Raw genomic sequence first — 16,629 nt, 5'->3', positions numbered from 1 at the left:
CGGCGATCGACCTGACGAGCTACCCTTTATAGCGATGCCCGGAACATTCCCGTAATTGACAACGAAACGCCGATGTTCGAATACAACCTAACGCGGTCCTTTTGAGCGGCGCGATCTTCGATAACCGCTCACGACGTCCTTGCTTCCTTCGCGCACGCCCCTGATCGCGATTTCGGGACCTGCAACCTTGTTTCGGGCGACGCACGGTCCCGAACGCCGATCCCGGAGCGAAGATGCTCGCAAATAATCTACCGACGCGGGAAGAGTCGGCAAAGTCCGAATCGGGAATCGTCTTCCAGCATGCGCGCGGCCTATCGCGAAGACTAACGGGAATGCCCGGTCAGCAACTCCAGCAAATTGAGAACCCGCAGGGATAGGGTGTGATCGTCGCCGACGAATAGTCTGTCGCTCAACGATCAGGAGGCTCTGCTGGAGGAGTGATGTTCGTCGCGCGAATGCGTTTTCGTAGCGTCCTGTCAGATCTTTCCACATCGAGCGCTCTCGACTTTCTGTCAGCGACGCGTCGTGATTACCTCGAGCCGCCGGGGCAATCCACACCGTATCAGAGTAACTACGATGAACATCAACACCCTTCTTTATCTGACGCTTCATGACCGAGTCCGGGCATGGAGAGCTTTGATTGGAATGCGCTAAACAGACTTGACGAGCAAGGCATGATTGGCGACCCGGTCAATAAAGCCGAATCTGTGGTTCACCGACAAGGGACTGCACAAATCCGGGCGCCTCTTCAAGCAGCACTTCACGCTTGGAGGCGCGGGCCCTAATGAAGCAAATCCATGACTGTACTGAAGACGCTTGTTGCGCAGTCAAGCGATAAATTCACACCGTTAGTAGCTTTATCGGTAACCGGTTAGGAGCAGCAAGATCCGATATTTCCATGATACGTCTTATACAAACTGAGCCGACGCCCTTAAGAAACGGCAATCATTGGATACGGGCGAAATGCAGCGAACGAGCCCACTGTTTTAAAGTGACGCAGACAAAACTCCTCAAAGCGTTTGACGGAAGCTCAACGCGTCGAAGTCTACGGGCAGTAAGCCTACTCGCCTCCACTTCGGCGAGGAAGTGCAACCGGCATGTTTCGCACTCGAAGTTCAGCTGGAGGAACAACGCGCATCGCGCCGATCGATCCCGCGTATCTTGAGATTTGTCGCTGATGCAGGAGCTAAAAGGAAGCTCGCTAAGCCCCTGACGCCATCTTTCGAGCGTGCGAATTCTCGTCGTCGCGATAGAAAACTTTGCACAGACAGAGCAAGGGATCGGTCCATCAGCGTTTTTGCCACACCGCGTCGAAGAATACCGGCACGATGAAAGACGAGTTCACTGCGCGGAAGAGGGCGGTGCGCTGATACAAATCAGGCTTGGCAGAAGAAGGGCATACATTCTTCTTCAGAGTGGAGAATGCAATGTGGTCGACGGCAAATCGCGCGGCCAAAACAGCACCGCGCGAAAACACAGTTCTTTACGCGACGACAGCCGCCGGTGATGCACCGTCGGCTGAAGCCAGTTGCGCCGCTCCGTTGCTCGCTGGCTTTGCACGTGCGCGTCGCGTCACAGGCTTGGCTGGTTGAGCGCTTTTGCTCGTGGACGTGGCCGTCTTGCCAGCAGACTTGCGGCTTGCCGTGGCTTTGGTCGAGGCGATGCCGTTGACCGAGCGCGATTTCCTGGCCGTGACTTTCTTGCTGGCGACGACCGGTTGCGCCGCCGCGCCGTCGATCAGGAACTTCGTGCGATCCTTCACGTCCTTGATCCAGGCTGGAGGCCGCGCGTGGCCGCTCCATGTCTCGCCGGTCTTCGGGTTTATATACTTGGCTGGCAGCTTGCCCGTGGAGCTCGTGGTCTTCGAAGCCTTTGAGGATTTGGCGACTTTCTTAGCCGCTTTTGGCGGCGTGGCCTTGCGCGCGGTCTTGCGTCCTGAGCGATGCGCATCGATGTCGGCGGTCGTCAAACCGTGTTCGTCCATTATTGCGCGAATGTCATTCAAAACAGACTTCGCCGCTTTTGCGGCGATTGTTTCAGCCTGCTTTTGCAGCTTTGCAATCCGTTGCTTAAGCTGTGCGAGCGTTGCCATGGTCAACTCCTAAAGGGGGTATTGATCGCACTATGCCACCTTTAGCGCGTTTAGCGAAGGGATCGACCATATTAAAGATGCAGAGCTAAACGAAGCTTAAAGCCACCTGCAGTGTCTTTTGCAAAGAGCCAAGCGAATGCTTAATCGAATGCACATGGTCCGCGTGGCATCAAAACGAGCCCGGCCGATCGGTCCGAACCCTAAACACCAGAGGAAACCAACCTCGCCGCCATTGCACGCCGCGACACGACGCTTCCCGCAATTGGGCGCTATCATTTGCGCTGAGAACGAATCAGAAGTGCGGCGCTCCGGACGTTCCGGGGCCGGTCGGCTGAAAAGAAGCGCGGTCATGGAAAGCACACTTACAGCAGAGGCGAGCGTCTCGTCAGACGGAAAGCGGGTCGTCTTCGTGGCGGCCGCGCACGGGCAGACGGTGCAGTGCGCTATTACCCGGGACGCGCTCGAAGAGCATTTCTGGTCGCCGATCGGTGCGTCTGACGCGCGGCTCCTGAAGGCGTTCGCGGACGGGCGCAAGCGTATCGCGGCCGCCGTCGAGCGGAAAATGCTGCGGGACAAGAGCCCGTCGATCGTGCTTCACGCCGCCGACTTTTCACACTGAATACGGCTATCGAACACAAGCCTTCAGCGAATCGATCAGATCATGCGGATCGTAAGCCTTGCGCATTTGCTGCGCGCCCGCGAGCGCGCGCGCTCAGAAAAATTACGTCCAGCGCTGGAATGAGCCGCCGCGCCGCGATGGCGAGTTCCACACCCGACGCCCCGCCAAGCCCGACATCGGTCAGCATCACATCGACCGGCCGTTCGCGCAGGACGCGCATCGCTTCCAGGTCCGAGTTTGCCTCGACGATGGCGAGCCCGAACGTCGCGAGCAATTCCGCGGTGCTGGAGCGCACGAGATCGTCGTCTTCCACCAGCAGGATCGACAAACGCCGCACCGCCGCCAGGGCCGTGTCGCTTTCGCGCTCTTGCGGCCGGCCGGCCGCAAGCACATCCGAGGCTGCGCGCCGGTGCGGATCGGCGAGCACGTGCCGGACGCTGCGCGCGAGCGCCTCGTGCGTGTACGGCTTGCTCAACAATTCGATGCCTTCGTCGAGCCGGCCCGAATGCACGATCGCGTTGTCGGTGTAACCCGACGTGAACAACACCGCCACCGCGGGCAGCCGCTCGCGCGTCTTGCGCGCGAGTTCCGTGCTGCGCGGCGCGCCGGGCACCACGACGTCGGTGAAGAGCAGGTCGATCGGAACGCCGCTTTCGACGATCGCGAGCGCGCTTTGCGCGTCTTTTGCCCGCAAGACGCGATAGCCGAGGTCCGACAGCATCTCGACGACCGTGGCGCGCACTTCTTCGTCGTCTCCCACGACGAGGATCGTCTCCGTGCCGCCGTTCGCCGGACCGGCGTCGATATTCGTCTCGAGGTCTTCTTCCTGGCGCACGCGCGGCAAGTAGATACGGATCGTCGTGCCGCGGCCGGGTTCGCTGTACACCCGACGTAGGCCTGAGCGTTGCGGCTCGTCGATGCGTGAGCCTTCCCCTCAACTGCGGCGGCGCCGCGCGGGAACGTCACGGTGAACCGCGAGCCTTGGCCGACCCTGCTCTCGACTCCGATGGTGCCGCCTAAAAGCCGCACGAGCTCCTGCGACCTTCGCTTGGTCGCCGCCGGGTTCGGTCGTGTAAAGCAGCGCGAACGGGATGTCGCGCGGGTTCGTGCGCGGCGCGCGCATCGAGAGTGAGGATGCGTCGCGCCACGTGCGCGCGTCCGGCGCCGATGCGGCGAGCTCGCGCAGGAGCATCAGTTGCCGTTCGCCGAGGACGCGCGCCGTGTCGTCGCTGTTCGCGCAGATGATGCCGCCGGTGCTGCCGTCGTCGTCGGGGATCGGGCTGTAGGAAAACGTGTAGTACGTTTCCTCGGGGAAGCCGTTGCGCTCCATGATCAGGAGCTTCTCGTTGTCGAACGTGCCTTCGACGCCCGTCAACGCTGTGGCGAGCAGCGGCGAGATGTCGTGCCAGATCTCGCGCCAGACGACTTCCGTCGGCTGTCCGAGCGCGACCGGTTGTTTACCGCCGATGATCGACTTGTACGGATCGTTGAAGAAGAAGATGAGTTCGCGGCCCCAGCCGATCCAGATCGGCTGGCGCGAGGTGAGCATGATGCGGATCGCGGTTTTCAGACTCTGCGGCCAGATCGCGGGCCGGCCGAGCGGTGAAGCGGACCAGTCGTGTGAGCGGATCAGCGCGCCCATCTCGCCGCCGCCAGCGAGAAAACCTGGCGTGGCGCTGGCGGCGCCCGTGTCCGACATCAGATTGTCTGGCTTCATCAACGCGTTTTCTCCTCGACACGCTTGGCGCGGCTGGTCTCGGTGCGACCGACTTCGGAATTCTCGCATGGACGGGTGGTTCTGCGCAGAGCCTCGGGGCTTGATGGGACGCGCTCAAGCGGTTGCAGGTGGAACGCGATTTGCGGCGTTCTCGGAGGATGCTTCAGGAGAATTTCAATGAGTTACGAAACCGGCCATTTGCAAGCTGCCGACTCACGTTGCGAACCTTTCATGCTGAATGCAAACGGCTGGGTGCCGAACAACCGGCGGCTGCCCGTGCTGCTGTATCGCGGGGTGATCGACGGGAAGCGGACGGATCTCGCCAGCCGCTTCGAGGCGATGTTCAGCGAGAACGGCTGGCCGCCGCAATGGCGCGACGGCGTTTTCGACTATCACCACTATCATTCGACCGCGCATGAAGTGCTCGGCGTCGCGGCTGGGCGCGCGCAACTGATTCTTGGCGGCCCGGCGGGGCGGATCGTCTCCGTGCAGGCGGGCGACGCGCTCGTGCTGCCCGCGGGAACGGGGCATTGCCTGCTTTCCAGCGAGGGGCGGTTTCAGGTGGTCGGAGCGTATCCGCCGGGGCAGCAGTGGGATATCCGCCGCGATGCGCTGTGCGATGAAGAAGTGCGCCGGATGGAAGCGCTGCCGTTTCCGTCGAGTGATCCATTGGGGGTGAAGGCGGGGAAGTGGGGAGGCTTTGGGTTTGAACGTCTTGCCGCTCTGACGGCATAAAAAAAGCGCCCGCCGACCCGCGCGAGCGCTTCTCCAGACTTCTCCCGTTACCGTGCTGACGACCACCCCTTATATGCGCCCACGTTCTCTCGGGTAATCAGCGTCGAGGGCATCAGGATCAGCGGATTCGCCGGCTTCTGCCCGTTCATCAGCTTGTAGCCGACATCCACCGCTGTCTGCGCCATCATCCACGGGTCCTGGCTCGCGGACGCCTGAATCAGCGTATCGCTCTTCAGCGCGGTTTCGATGTCCGGCGCACCGTCCACGGATGTAATCACCATATCCTTCCGATGCAACTGCTTCGCGGCAAGATCGCTGCCCACCGCCTGCGGATCGTTGATCGCGAAGAGCCCATCAACTTTCGGGAAGCGCGTCAGATAGCCCTGCATCGCGTTCATGCCACCTTCGCGCGAGCCTTTCGCGTCCTGGTCCTCGGAAAGAATCTTGATCCCAGGATTCTTCGCGAGCACTTCCTTGCATCCCTTCACGCGATCGATCACGGCCGACACCTGCGGCCCGTTCTCGATGATCACGTTACCCTTGCCGTTGATCTTCTTCGCGAGAAAATCGCAGGCCAGTTGCCCCGCCTGGATGTTGTTCGTCTGCACAGTGGCATCGGCGCCGGCCGCCGCCACGTCGACAGCTATTACGACGATCCCCGCTGCCCGCGCCTTCTTGACCGCCGGCTCGATCGCTTTGGGATCGGCCGCGTTGAGCAGGATGAGGTCGACCTTGGCCGAGATGAAGTTGTCGATCTGCGTGAACTGCTTGTTCATGTCGTAATCGGCCGATACGGCCTGCACCTTCACGTTCGGATTGATCTGCTTCGCCTTCGCCTCCGCGCCCTTCGAAATCGTCACGAAGTACGGATTGCCGAGCGAGCCGACGGTGATGCCGATCGACTTCAGTTCCTTGTCGGCGGCTTGCGCGGCGGAGGCGCCGAGGCTGCAGCCCAGGGCCAGCGCGATGCTGGCGAATGCGACTTTTTGCTTGAACATGATGTTGTTGTCTCCAGGGTGGTCCGTTGGTTTTGGCGGGAACAAGCGGACCTGCATGTTCCCGTACGCCGTCGCGAAGAATGAAGTGAATCAGGTACGAGCCGAGCCGCGCTGGCGATAGCGGTCGAGCGCCACCGCGCCGATGATCACGAGGCCCTTGATGATGTACTGCCAGATGTCCGACACGCCGAGCAGCACGAGCCCGTTCGTCAGCACCGCGATGATCAGCGCGCCGACCAGCGTGCCGACGATCGATCCCACGCCGCCCACGAAACTCGTACCGCCGAGAATCACGGCCGCGATGGCATCGAGTTCATACGACTGCCCGAGCTGCAAGCCGTTCGCCGCGTAGAGACGTGCGGACGACATCACCGCGCCGAGTCCGGCAAGCACGCCTGATGCCGCGTACACGAACATCTGGATGCCCCACACCTTGATGCCCGAGAGGCGCGCCGCTTCCGGATTTCCGCCGACCGAGTAGATGCGCAGGCCGAGCACGGTGCGTCGCAGGATGAACCACGAGAGCGCAACCACGGCGACCGCGATGATCACGAGCCAGGGCACGCCGAGCACCGTGTCGTTGCCGATGAACGCGAACGGCAGACTCGGGTTGAAGATCGTCGTGTCATGCCCGATCAGCCGCGCGATGCCTCGCACCGCGGTGAGTGAGCCGAGCGTGACGATGAACGGAGGCAACCGCAGCAATGCGATCAGCGCGCCGTTGATGAGACCGAACAGCAGCCCGACGAGCAGCGCCGCCGGAATGCCGAGATAGCCCCAGCCCGGAATCGTCGAGACGATCAGCGCCGTTACCGCCGATGCCGCGAGCACCGACCCCACCGAGAGGTCGATGCCGCCGGTCAGAATCACGAAGGTCATGCCCGCCGCGAGCACGACGTTGATCGCGGCCTGCTGCGTGACGATCGACATGTTCTGCAGGCTGAAGAAGCCGTCGGTGACGACTGAAAAGCCGATGCACAGCAGGATCAGCACGGGCAGCATCCCGGCCGTTCGCATCAGCGTCTGCATGCGTTCCTTGTGCTCGATGCGCGATTGCCGCTGGGCCTGGCCCTGGGCCGTTGCGATGACGGGCGCGTCGTGTTCCTGCTTGATGGGGTTGCTCATGTCGTCCTCCGGATATATGTGTCGCTAATGTCTTGCGTGTCTGTTCAAGCGGCTTCGCCGAGCGCCGGGCGCGACCCGGTGGCGAGTTCGATGATGGCTTCCTGCGTGATCGGCTTGCCGGTGTAGCCACCGAGTTCGCCGGCGAGCGCGCCCTCGCGCATGACGAGCACGCGGTCGGCGGTACCGATCACCTCGGGCAGTTCACTCGAGATGATGATGATGCCGACGCCCGTCTTCGCCAGTTCGTTGATGATCCGGTAGATCTCCGATTTCGCGCCGATGTCGACGCCGCGCGTCGGTTCGTCGAGGATCAGCACGCGCGGCTTGGTTTCGAGGAGGCGCGAGAGCAGCACCTTCTGCTGGTTGCCGCCCGACAGCGCGCCCGCGTTCACCTTTGCGCTCGGCACGCGAATGGTCAGCGACGAGATCGCGTCCCGCGCGCGCGCCGCGCCGCGTTTGAGATCGAGCACGCCCGCGCGCGCATCGCGGCCCGCAACGGCCACGTTGATGTTGTCGCGCACGCTCATGTCGAGAAAGAGGCCCTGGCCCTTGCGGTCTTCGGTCAGATAGACGAGGCCGGCATCGATGGCATCGCGCGGGGTGCGCAGGTTGAGCTTTTTGCCGTCGACTGTCACCTCGCCGCGGGTGCGCGGTTCCGCGCCGAAGATCAGGCGCGCGAGTTCCGTGCGCCCCGCGCCGACCAGACCCGCGATGCCGAGCACTTCGCCCGAGTGCAGGTCGAGGCTGCAGCCGCGCACGCGGCCGGCGTCGGCGACGTCGCGCACTTGCAGCACGACCTTGCCCGGATCGTACGGCGCGTGTTCCTTCTTGTAGAAGCCGGAGATGTCGCGGCCGACCATCATTTTGACGAGGCTTTCAGCCGACAGATCCGCGCGCTCCAGCGTGCCGACATAGCCGCCGTCGCGCAGCACGGACACGCGATCCGACAGCTCGTAAATCTCCGCCATCCGGTGACTGATGTAGATGATCGCCAGGCCTTCGGCGCGCAAGGTACGGATCAGTTCGAAAAGGCGATCGGTTTCGCGCGAGGAGAGCGGCGTGGTCGGCTCGTCCATCACGAGGATGCGCGCCTGCGCATGCACCGCCCGCGCGATTTCCACCAGTTGCTGCTCCGCGATCGACAAATCGCCGACGAGCGTATGCGGCTTGAAAGCGGCGCCGAGGCGCTTCAACACATCGGCACAGCCGCGCTCCATCGCGGCGCGATCGACGAGGCCGAGTCCGTTGCGCAACTCCCGTCCCGCGTGGATGTTTTCCGCCACCGAGAGATTCGGCGCGAGGCTCAGTTCCTGATAGATCACCGCGACGCCGAGATCCTTCGCGGCGAGCGGGCCATCGATTACAACGACCTTGCCATCGATCAGGATCTGGCCGCCCGGATCGGCCTGATAGGCGCCGGACAGGATTTTCATAAGTGTCGATTTGCCGGCGCCGTTTTCGCCCATCAGCGAATGGACTTCGCCGGGGTGGACGGCGAGCCGCACGTTGTCGAGCGCTCGCACGCCCGGGAAGGTCTTGCTGATGCCGCGCATTTCCAGCAGCGCGGGCCTCGAGTCAGGACTGGACATAGTTCACCTCATTCGGATGGGCGCCAGCGCCCTTGAGAATCCCCGCGCGCGGAGAGAAGTTGAAGAACATGGGCAGCGTCGCGGCACCGATCGCACCGGCATCGCGGCCGAAGGAGCCGCGCGCCATGACCGGCACGCCGCGAGATTCCGGAGCATTCGCGGCCATCGTGGCGCGCAGCCGCTCGATCAGCGTATCGAGCAGGCCCGCGTCGACGTCGGCATCGAGCACGACGACGGGCACGTCGAGCACGCACAACATCGCGCGCAGGGCCGGGGCGAGGGCATCGATGCAGTCGTCGATCCATTCATCGACGGCCGGCAGTTTCCGCGCGATGCAGGCTTCGATATCGGCGCGGCTTTCGATCGATTCGCCCGTATAGCGCAGGTGGCGTGCCAGGGCATTGAGCGACGCGCGCGAAATCAGGATGTCCCACTGTTTGTCGGGCTGCGGCGCCGACGGCAGGCGGCTTGGCGCTACCGGCATCACGCCGATGTCGCCCGCGTTGCCGCTCACGCCGCGCAGGCAGTCGCCATCGACCGCGATCCCCGCGCCGATCGCCGAGCCAAGGAACAGGTAGATGAAGTCGTCGCAGTGGCGTCCGCAGCCGTAGAAGAGTTCAGCGATGGCGGCCGAGTTGCCGTCGTTTTCGTTGAACACGGGCAGGCCGATCGCGCGTCCGAGTTCGCTCGGGAAATCCATTTCGTCCCAGGCGCGGAAGGTGTCGGCGGGCAGGCTCAGTTCGCGCAGCCAGCTACCGAGATTGAAAGGCTGCGCCAGGCCCACGCCCGCGAGACGTTCGCGTTCGCTCGGGCTCAGGTGTTCCAGCAGCGCCTGGATGTCGCGCTGCAATATTTCGAGGACTTCTGTCGGGTGCGGCAGAACCATGTCGTACGCTGCGCGCGCCAGCACGGAACCCGTGAAGTTGACGAGAACCGTCTCCATGCTCGTGCGATCCAGCCGCACGCCGATCCCGAACGCGCCGCGCGGGTCGAGCTTGATGAGCGAGGCGGGCTGGCCGCGCTGGCCGTCGAGACGCCGCCCGGTGAATTCGATCAGTCCGGCCTTGCCAAGCGACGTGATGATGCTGCCGACGGCCGTGCTCGTGAGGTTCGCGTGACGAGCGAGATCGGCTTTCGATGCAGGCTCCGTGCGGCGCAGCGCCTGCAGCAGCAAGCGCTCGTTGTAGCGGCGCACGTTGGCCGAATTGCTGCCTTGGCCGATGTGGGGGCTTCTCACGCGTCTCCTCCTGGAAACCAACCGTCGTTTTCTGATTAATTAAATCAAGTTGATTTATTTAATACCGTGCGGAGTCGCGTGTAAAGCAGGGAAATCCCGACCGGAAGCGGGCACGGAAGTTTTTTGGAGCGGGAGAGGGTTTGTTCAGACGGTTCCGCGCGCCTCCAGTGACAGAGAGAGTAGGCGCGTCGCGGACAAATAGCACGGACTGCGTTGCGCAGTCCGTCGGAACTCGTGCGTCAGGTGCGGGATGCGCGCTTGCGCCGGGCGAACACCGCCGGACTGCCCGGGCCAATGCGCCGGAAGCGCTCGCGCTTGTGTTCTTCATCGAAGTGGGTGAGCGACGGCTTCACGAGATCGCTGCGCGACACGATGCCGATCAGCCGCCGCGTCGCATTGTCCGCGACAACCGGCAGCCGTTCGAGCCCGTGGACGGCCAGCCGCGTCGCGACCAGCCGGCAGGTTTCGCCCGGCAGCGCGACGACGGGCGCCACGCCGCGCAGCGCATCGGCGACGGTGGAATCCGAAGCGAGCGCGAGCGTGGCCCGGTCGACCATGCCGATCACCGCGCCGTCGCGCACCACCGGATACGCGCGATGCGTCTGCGCCTCGCCGAAGAAGGTCGCGAGCGCGTCGCGAACGGTGAGACCGGCGTCGATCGTCTGCACGCCGCGCGTCATGACCTCGTCGACGTGATGCCGCTCCAGCGGATCGACGCCATATTCGCGATAGATGTGATAGCCGCGCCGCGCGATCTTCTCCGTCATGATCGAACGCTTCATGACGACGGTCGTGAAGCCGTGCGCGACGAGTGTCGCCGCGAGCAGCGGCAGGAGCGCGTTGACGTCGTGCGTGAGGCCGACCGCGAAGACGATCGCGGTGAGCGGCGCGCCTAGCGTGGCGCCGAGCGTCGCCGCCATGCAGACGAGCGGCCACAGCGCGGGCTCGCCGCCCGGCAGCACCGGCGCGAGCAGGGTGCCGAGCCCCGCGCCCAGCATCAGGAGCGGCGCGAGTACGCCGCCCGACGTCCCCGATCCGAGCGCGACGACCCAGATCACGGCCTTCACGGCGAGGATCGCGACGGCAATCTGCAACGTCACATGCTGATGCAGCAAATCGCCGATCACGTCGTAGCCGACGCCGAGCGCGCGCGGCTCGATAAATCCGCCGATGCCGATCACGAGGCCGCCGATCGCGGGCCACCACATCCAGTGGATGGGCAGCTTGCCGAAGAGGTCCTCGGTCTTGTAGAGCGCCGCCGACAACCCGGACGCGAGCGCGCCCGACAGCAACCCCGCGATCACGCACGACACGAGCGACAACGCGCCCGGCGGCGCCGTTACGAGCGGAAAGAGCGGCCCTTGCCCGAAGAACGCGACGCGCGCGAACCCCGCGACCGCGCACGCCAGCGCGACCGGCAAGAAGCTGCGCGGCCGCCACTCGAAGAGCAACAACTCGACCGCGAGCAGCACGGCGGCGACGGGCGTGCCGAACACCGCCGTCATGCCAGCGGCCGCCCCGGCGACGAGCAGTGTCTTGCGCTCGGCGGCGGTGACTTTCACGCATTGCGCGATCAGCGAGCCGAGCGCGCCGCCCGTCATGATGATCGGGCCTTCGGCGCCGAACGGCCCACCGCTGCCGATCACGATCCCCGACGACAGCGGTTTCAGCACGGCGACTTTCGGCGACATGCGGCTCTTGCCGAACAGGATCGCCTCGATCGCTTCGGGGATGCCGTGCCCGCGAATCTTCTCGGAACCGAAGCGCGCCATCAGCCCGACGATGAGCCCGCCGATAACCGGCACGACGATCACCCAGAGTCCGAGCGTGTTGTCAGCGGGTGAGCGGTCCGCGAACGAAAAGCTGCCGAAGAAAAAGAGGTTGGTGAACAGATGAATGAGGGAGAGCAGCACGAACGCGGCGAGCGTGGCGACAGCGCCGATCACGGCGGCGAGCGCGGAAATGCCGGGCAGCCGGGCGTTCGCGGCGAAGTCGCGCTGGGTCGAATGAAGGCTCATGGCAGATTAGTAGTCGATTTGAGGCACGCGGAAAGCGCCTTGCAGCGACTTCAGTTCCGCGCGATGCAGTTGCGCGAGCCGCGCGAGCACCTGCTCACCGGCCTTCTGCAGATGCACCTCGACCTGCCGCCGATCCGTCTCGCTGACCTGGCGCCGCACGAGATCGAGCGCTTCGCAGCGCGTCACCAGCGCGACGACGCCGTGATGCTGCGACTGCAGCCGCTCGGCAAGTTCGCCGATGGTCGCCCAGTCGCGGCCGGGATAGCCGCGAATATGCAGCAGCAGCAGATATTGCAACGGCGTGATGCCTTCGCCCTGCGCGGCATTCTCGGAGAAACGCTCGAAGCGCCGCATCTGGTAGCGAAACTCGGACAGTTGCTCGAAATCTTTCTTCGTGAGGTTGCGGGTCGATCCGCGCACGAGGTCTTTCATGTTGACGCCCTGAAAATCAGCAAGATCGAAAATATATCATAAAATGATATAAATCGGCGCGGCAGCGGCGCTTTTCGACGGGGCCGGTTCAGGCGGCGGCGTGCAGCCGTTGCACCTGCGTCTGCCGGTACAGGCCCGCGATCAGGTCAGCTTGCGTGATCATCCCGACGAGCCGTCGATCCTTGTCGATCACCGGAATGTGGTGATGGCCGTAGTTCGCGAACAGCGGGACGAGTTCGGCGATCGGCGTCGCGCTGCCGACCGTGCAGACGTCGGTGGTCATCAGCGCGCCGACGAGCGGCGGCGAGCCGTCGTCGCCTGCGAGCCAGCGGGCGGGCGCTCGCAGCAGCGTGCCGAGCGGGCCAGCGGACGCATCGCCCGCGAGATCCGCGCGCGTCACGATGCCGATCACGTGGCCTTCCGCATCGGCCACCGGCAAAGCCTTCACCGCGCGGCGGCTCAAGAGATCGGCGGCGGTGGCGGCGGTCGTCGTCGCGAAAATCGATGCCACCGGCCGGGACATGATGTCCGTGCAGGTCAGCTCGCCGAAGCTGCGGACGTATGCCTGCAACTGCGCCTCGTTCACGACCGATTCGAAATCGGCCGGGTCGATGTCGAGCATTTCACTGCGCCGCGCGAGCACGAGGTCGAGATCGGCGCGCGTGAAGCCCGGATTTCCCGCATTGGCCGGCGTGCCGCTCTTGCTCGCGCCTTGCCCCGCGACGTGCGGATAGCGATGCCCCGTCAGCGCATGAAACACGATCGCCGCCGACAGCAGCGCGACCGATTGCACCATGATCGGCTCGAATACGAAGCCGAAGCCGAGCGCATGGATCGACGGCCCGCCGAGCACGGCGGTTAGCGCCACCGCGCCCGACGGCGGATGCACGCAGCGACACGCGAACATCGCGCAGATCGCAAGCGCGATGGCGAGCGCGGCGGCATCGACGGGATCGGCGATCCAGGTTGCGCACGCGACACCGACCGTCGCGGAAACGAGGTTCCCGCCAATGATCGACCACGGCTGCGCGAGCGGGCTCGCGGGCACGGCGAAGAGGAGCACAGCGGAGGCGCCCATCGGCGCGACGAGCAGCGGGATGTTCGCCGCAGGGCCGAGCAGCAGGTGCATCGTGCCGCCGGTGAGCGCGATGCCGATCAGCGCCCCGAGGCATGAGCGAAAGCGCTCGGGCCATCTGACGGAGACCGGCGCGGGAGCGAAGCTGGCGAGCCAGCGGACGAGGACGGAGCGCATCGATAAGTTGAGTCGAGCCGACGCAGCTACGTCGCTCAGAATATTGAGATATATTGCATTGTGACATAAAGTCGCGCCTCGGTTCGGCATGCAAAGGGCAGGAAAGACCCTGATGCCGACGCCTGGGCACAACGCGTATTGATACGAAAAGCGCCTGAATCAGGGCACTTTCGTCATGAATGGATGAGGATCAGGCGTGCTGACGCCGGCGTATCGATCGCTCACGACGTGATGGAAAAACTAGCGCGCCCGCCAGAGCATCGCGACGTAGAGGACGGTCGAGAAGACGATCACGCACACGCCCACGATCACTTTCTGCCGGTTGAATTCGAGCAGCCCGTTCACCGCGATGCCTATGCCGAACACCGCCGCCAGCGTGCCAATGGCGGCGAGCGCCACCCGCACCTTGTTGCGCCGTTCCGGATCCGCGCCTGCTTTAAAGCGTTCGAGATTCATGTGACGACCCCCGCGCGACGTGAAGCGTGAAAGCGTGGCGAGGAGGATGAACCGCCCCGGGACGCTCGTTAATCGATTATACGAAGTTCGTGTATTCGTCTCATTGACCGCTTTTGTCACGGAAAATGAAACGATCGGCTACATAAGATCGTTGCCGCGTTCCACTCCGATGCGGCGTTTCTTCAGTTCCAGCTTGCCGTCCGCACCGACCTGCTCGCCGTCGCACGCGAGCACGCGCTCGCCCGTGAATTTCGGATCGCGGCAGTGGCGGGCTTCAAAGAGCTTGCTGCCCGCGTCGTCGAACACGGGGACGCCGTGGACGACGTTGTCCGACGCCAGCCCCCGCACGCATTCGAATGCGACGTAGCCGTGCTGCGTGACCGCATCGGACGGGTCGACGCAGTCGTTGTCCAGCACGACGCGCTTGCCAGCGCGGTTCGCCAGCACGACGCGCTCGCGCTTGCCGCCGAACGGATCGGCGGGATCATTGGCGAAGTAGCGCACGATGATCAGGCTCCGGCCATCGGGCAGCGGGCGCAGGAGCGACAGACGATCGCCGGGTTCCCAGTTGCGCGCATCGTCGGGGAGAAGGCCGATCGAACGGTCGACGACGCTCATGCGCAGCGCCAGCAGCGAGCCCGGGCGCACCTTGCAAGCGCGCATGTAGGCGTCGGGCACGACCTGACGGATGCGCAGACGTGCGGCGAGCGCGGGCTTGTCGGCGTTGGCCGTCGCGCCGATCCACATGAAGACGTTCTGGTTGTCGCCGCAATCGGCGGTCTGGATGACGAAACCGTCGGGCACGGAGCGGTAGAGTGGTTCGGCCTTCTTCGCGATGCCGGCGGCCGTGGGATCGGTCGGACCCGCGATGATCCATATCGTGACGGCGTGCGCGGGCAGCGTGGCGGCGACAAGCACGACAAAAAGCGCGACCGCGCGCATCACGAGCAGTTCTCCCGCACGGCAAAACGGCGGCTCGGACGTGTCATGGCGTGCTCATCGGCGCGTGGCGGGGTCGGAATGGTCTGATCTACAGTTTAGTCATTCCCTCTTGCGAGCCAAGGTTTTTATCGAGCGTATCGCCTGCCGCGTCGGGGCGCTGGAACGCTTCTCCTGGCGGATCAGGACCGCGATCCAGGACCGAACCTTGCACAATGCCTCCACGAGCGCCCGTGCCGCAATTCGCTAAACTGGTACGCGACCCGAACATAGATGAGGTCCTTCGATGGCAACCCGCAAGAAGAAGACGGCAGCAATCCGGATCGGCGTCGGCGGCTGGACGTTCGAGCCGTGGCGCGGCGGTGTGTTTTATCCGGAAGGGCTCGCGCAAAAAAAGGAACTCGAATACGCGAGCCGCCAACTGACGACAATTGAAATCAACGGCACGTTCTACGGTTCGCAAAAGCCTGCGACATTCGTGAAATGGCACGATGAGACGCCCGACGATTTCGTCTTCTCGCTGAAGGCGCCGCGCTACGCGACGAATCGGCGCGTGCTCTCCGAAGCTGGCGATTCCATCGACCGTTTCTTTGCGAGCGGCGTGCTCGAACTCAAGGACAAGCTTGGGCCCATCAACTGGCAGTTCGCCCCCACCAAGCAATTCGATGCCGGCGATTTCGAAGGCTTCCTGAAGCTGCTGCCAACGACCGTCGAAGGGCGCGCGATCCTTCATGCGGTCGAAGTGCGGCACGAGAGTTTCCGCGACGAGTCGTTCATCGCGCTTGCGCGCAAGTACGGCGTAGCCGTCGTCGTTGCGGGGGATTCGAAGTATCCCCAGATCGCCGACCCGACCGCGCCGTTCGTCTACGCGCGCATCATGGGCACGGAAGAGGGGCAGCGACTGGGTTACGCGAAGAAGCACCTCGATGCGTGGATCGAACGTGCGCGCACGTGGTCGACGGGCGGCGTGCCGGCGGGGATCGAAACGGTGGCGAAGTCGCCCGCGAAGGAAACGCCGCGCGATGTTTTCCTCTACGTGATCAGCGGCTTCAAGGCGCTCAACCCGACGGCGGCGATCGCGATGATCGAACTGCTGAACAAGTCCTGAGACTGTTCCATTTCGGGACACTCGCCGGCGGCTGTATCGGAGTGAGACAGTGTGCTCGCGCGACGGAAAAGCGCCCAGGCCGCGCCGGCGTTGAGCTTGAGCCGATGGCACGGAACTCGCAAGCAGCAATGACCGGTGCGGTAAGCAAAGCCGCGTCGGTCATTCAAACGATATGCGAGGAGCACACATGAATCACGCCGAGATGCAGTTCCTGAACACCGAATTCCCTTTCAAGAAGCAATACGGCAATTTCATCGGCGGCGAGTGGGTTGCGCCGCTAGGCGGCGAATACTTCGACAACATCTCGCCGAT

At 63.8% G+C, this 16,629-nt stretch carries 14 protein-coding genes and 2 pseudogenes; 4 read left to right on the top strand and 12 right to left on the bottom strand.

Annotated elements, in window-relative coordinates; genetic code table 11:
• Window positions 1-576 precede the first annotated feature (576 nt).
• A pseudogene (locus tag AWB65_RS37035) lies at window positions 577-801 on the top strand (DUF6429 family protein).
• A 682-nt stretch (window positions 802-1,483) separates the two neighbouring features.
• On the opposite strand, the gene AWB65_RS23980 reads toward AWB65_RS37035, so the two are convergent.
• Window positions 1,484-2,092 (bottom strand): H-NS histone family protein, encoded by a 609-nt coding sequence (locus AWB65_RS23980; protein ID WP_087669517.1) that lies wholly within the window; start codon window positions 2,090-2,092, stop codon window positions 1,484-1,486.
• Between the two features lie 349 nt (window positions 2,093-2,441).
• Between AWB65_RS23980 and AWB65_RS23975 the strand changes: the two genes are divergently transcribed.
• Window positions 2,442-2,711, top strand: coding sequence for a DUF1488 family protein (locus tag AWB65_RS23975; RefSeq protein WP_087669516.1), 270 nt, complete (start codon window positions 2,442-2,444; stop codon window positions 2,709-2,711).
• Window positions 2,712-2,717: 6 nt separating this feature from the next.
• Here the strand turns inward: AWB65_RS23975 and AWB65_RS37880 are convergent.
• Both AWB65_RS37880 and AWB65_RS37875 read right to left on the bottom strand, forming a co-directional pair.
• A pseudogene (locus AWB65_RS37880) lies at window positions 2,718-3,618 on the bottom strand (response regulator); the annotation flags it as partial.
• Between the two features lie 27 nt (window positions 3,619-3,645).
• Window positions 3,646-4,428: a PAS domain-containing protein gene (locus AWB65_RS37875; RefSeq protein ID WP_374729762.1), complete on the bottom strand. Its 783-nt coding sequence runs from the start codon at window positions 4,426-4,428 to the stop codon at window positions 3,646-3,648.
• A gap of 177 nt (window positions 4,429-4,605) precedes the next feature.
• Between AWB65_RS37875 and AWB65_RS23965 the strand changes: the two genes are divergently transcribed.
• Window positions 4,606-5,163: a cupin domain-containing protein gene (locus AWB65_RS23965; protein WP_125474184.1), complete on the top strand. Its 558-nt coding sequence runs from the start codon at window positions 4,606-4,608 to the stop codon at window positions 5,161-5,163.
• Between the two features lie 47 nt (window positions 5,164-5,210).
• Here the strand turns inward: AWB65_RS23965 and AWB65_RS23960 are convergent, their stop codons facing one another.
• From AWB65_RS23960 to AWB65_RS23920, 9 genes are all read right to left on the bottom strand, one after another.
• Complete coding sequence (locus tag AWB65_RS23960; protein ID WP_087669515.1) at window positions 5,211-6,161, bottom strand: ABC transporter substrate-binding protein; 951 nt, start codon at window positions 6,159-6,161, stop codon at window positions 5,211-5,213.
• A gap of 90 nt (window positions 6,162-6,251) precedes the next feature.
• Complete coding sequence (locus tag AWB65_RS23955) at window positions 6,252-7,286, bottom strand: ABC transporter permease subunit (protein WP_087659079.1); 1,035 nt, start codon at window positions 7,284-7,286, stop codon at window positions 6,252-6,254.
• Between the two features lie 44 nt (window positions 7,287-7,330).
• Window positions 7,331-8,875 carry a sugar ABC transporter ATP-binding protein gene (locus tag AWB65_RS23950; RefSeq protein ID WP_087669514.1) on the bottom strand — a complete coding sequence of 515 codons (1,545 nt, stop codon included), beginning with the start codon at window positions 8,873-8,875 and terminating at the stop codon, window positions 7,331-7,333.
• The gene (locus AWB65_RS23945; RefSeq protein WP_087669513.1) at window positions 8,862-10,112 is read right to left on the bottom strand and encodes an ROK family transcriptional regulator; all 1,251 of its coding nucleotides are present in this window, start codon (window positions 10,110-10,112) and stop codon (window positions 8,862-8,864) included. The genes AWB65_RS23950 and AWB65_RS23945 overlap by 14 nt, the downstream gene beginning before the upstream one ends.
• A 239-nt stretch (window positions 10,113-10,351) precedes the next feature.
• Window positions 10,352-12,130: a chloride channel protein gene (locus tag AWB65_RS23940; protein WP_087669512.1), complete on the bottom strand. Its 1,779-nt coding sequence runs from the start codon at window positions 12,128-12,130 to the stop codon at window positions 10,352-10,354.
• Window positions 12,131-12,136: 6 nt separating this feature from the next.
• Entirely contained in the window at window positions 12,137-12,562 is a 426-nt protein-coding gene (locus AWB65_RS23935; RefSeq protein WP_200821783.1) for a MarR family winged helix-turn-helix transcriptional regulator, read from the bottom strand.
• 88 nt (window positions 12,563-12,650) lie between these two features.
• Window positions 12,651-13,814, bottom strand: coding sequence for an HPP family protein (locus AWB65_RS23930; RefSeq protein WP_087669511.1), 1,164 nt, complete (start codon window positions 13,812-13,814; stop codon window positions 12,651-12,653).
• A gap of 240 nt (window positions 13,815-14,054) precedes the next feature.
• Window positions 14,055-14,270 carry a DUF2964 family protein gene (locus AWB65_RS23925; RefSeq protein ID WP_087669510.1) on the bottom strand — a complete coding sequence of 72 codons (216 nt, stop codon included), beginning with the start codon at window positions 14,268-14,270 and terminating at the stop codon, window positions 14,055-14,057.
• A gap of 138 nt (window positions 14,271-14,408) precedes the next feature.
• Window positions 14,409-15,215 (bottom strand): hypothetical protein, encoded by an 807-nt coding sequence (locus AWB65_RS23920; RefSeq protein ID WP_125474183.1) that lies wholly within the window; start codon window positions 15,213-15,215, stop codon window positions 14,409-14,411.
• A 280-nt stretch (window positions 15,216-15,495) separates the two neighbouring features.
• On the opposite strand from AWB65_RS23920, the gene AWB65_RS23915 reads away from it, so the two are divergent.
• Window positions 15,496-16,317, top strand: a complete 822-nt coding sequence (locus tag AWB65_RS23915; protein WP_087669508.1) for a DUF72 domain-containing protein — start codon at window positions 15,496-15,498, stop codon at window positions 16,315-16,317.
• Window positions 16,318-16,629 lie beyond the last annotated feature (312 nt).

Source organism: Caballeronia humi (genome assembly GCF_001544475.1).
Taxonomy (GTDB): Bacteria; Pseudomonadota; Gammaproteobacteria; order Burkholderiales; family Burkholderiaceae; genus Caballeronia; species Caballeronia humi.
This window is presented reverse-complemented; position numbering and strand designations above follow the sequence as displayed.

Bases quoted from the DNA above. Each gene is read 5' to 3' on its own strand.
- AWB65_RS23980 (WP_087669517.1), bottom strand. From the start codon at position 2,092: ATGGCAACGCTCGCACAGCTTAAGCAACGGATTGCAAAGCTGCAAAAG.
- AWB65_RS23975 (WP_087669516.1), top strand. From the start codon at position 2,442: ATGGAAAGCACACTTACAGCAGAGGCGAGCGTCTCGTCAGACGGAAAG.
- AWB65_RS37875 (WP_374729762.1), bottom strand. From the start codon at position 4,428: ATGAAGCCAGACAATCTGATGTCGGACACGGGCGCCGCCAGCGCCACG.
- AWB65_RS23965 (WP_125474184.1), top strand. From the start codon at position 4,606: ATGAGTTACGAAACCGGCCATTTGCAAGCTGCCGACTCACGTTGCGAA.
- AWB65_RS23960 (WP_087669515.1), bottom strand. From the start codon at position 6,161: ATGTTCAAGCAAAAAGTCGCATTCGCCAGCATCGCGCTGGCCCTGGGC.
- AWB65_RS23955 (WP_087659079.1), bottom strand. From the start codon at position 7,286: ATGAGCAACCCCATCAAGCAGGAACACGACGCGCCCGTCATCGCAACG.
- AWB65_RS23950 (WP_087669514.1), bottom strand. From the start codon at position 8,875: ATGTCCAGTCCTGACTCGAGGCCCGCGCTGCTGGAAATGCGCGGCATC.
- AWB65_RS23940 (WP_087669512.1), bottom strand. From the start codon at position 12,130: ATGAGCCTTCATTCGACCCAGCGCGACTTCGCCGCGAACGCCCGGCTG.
- AWB65_RS23935 (WP_200821783.1), bottom strand. From the start codon at position 12,562: ATGAAAGACCTCGTGCGCGGATCGACCCGCAACCTCACGAAGAAAGAT.
- AWB65_RS23930 (WP_087669511.1), bottom strand. From the start codon at position 13,814: ATGCGCTCCGTCCTCGTCCGCTGGCTCGCCAGCTTCGCTCCCGCGCCG.
- AWB65_RS23925 (WP_087669510.1), bottom strand. From the start codon at position 14,270: ATGAATCTCGAACGCTTTAAAGCAGGCGCGGATCCGGAACGGCGCAAC.
- AWB65_RS23915 (WP_087669508.1), top strand. From the start codon at position 15,496: ATGGCAACCCGCAAGAAGAAGACGGCAGCAATCCGGATCGGCGTCGGC.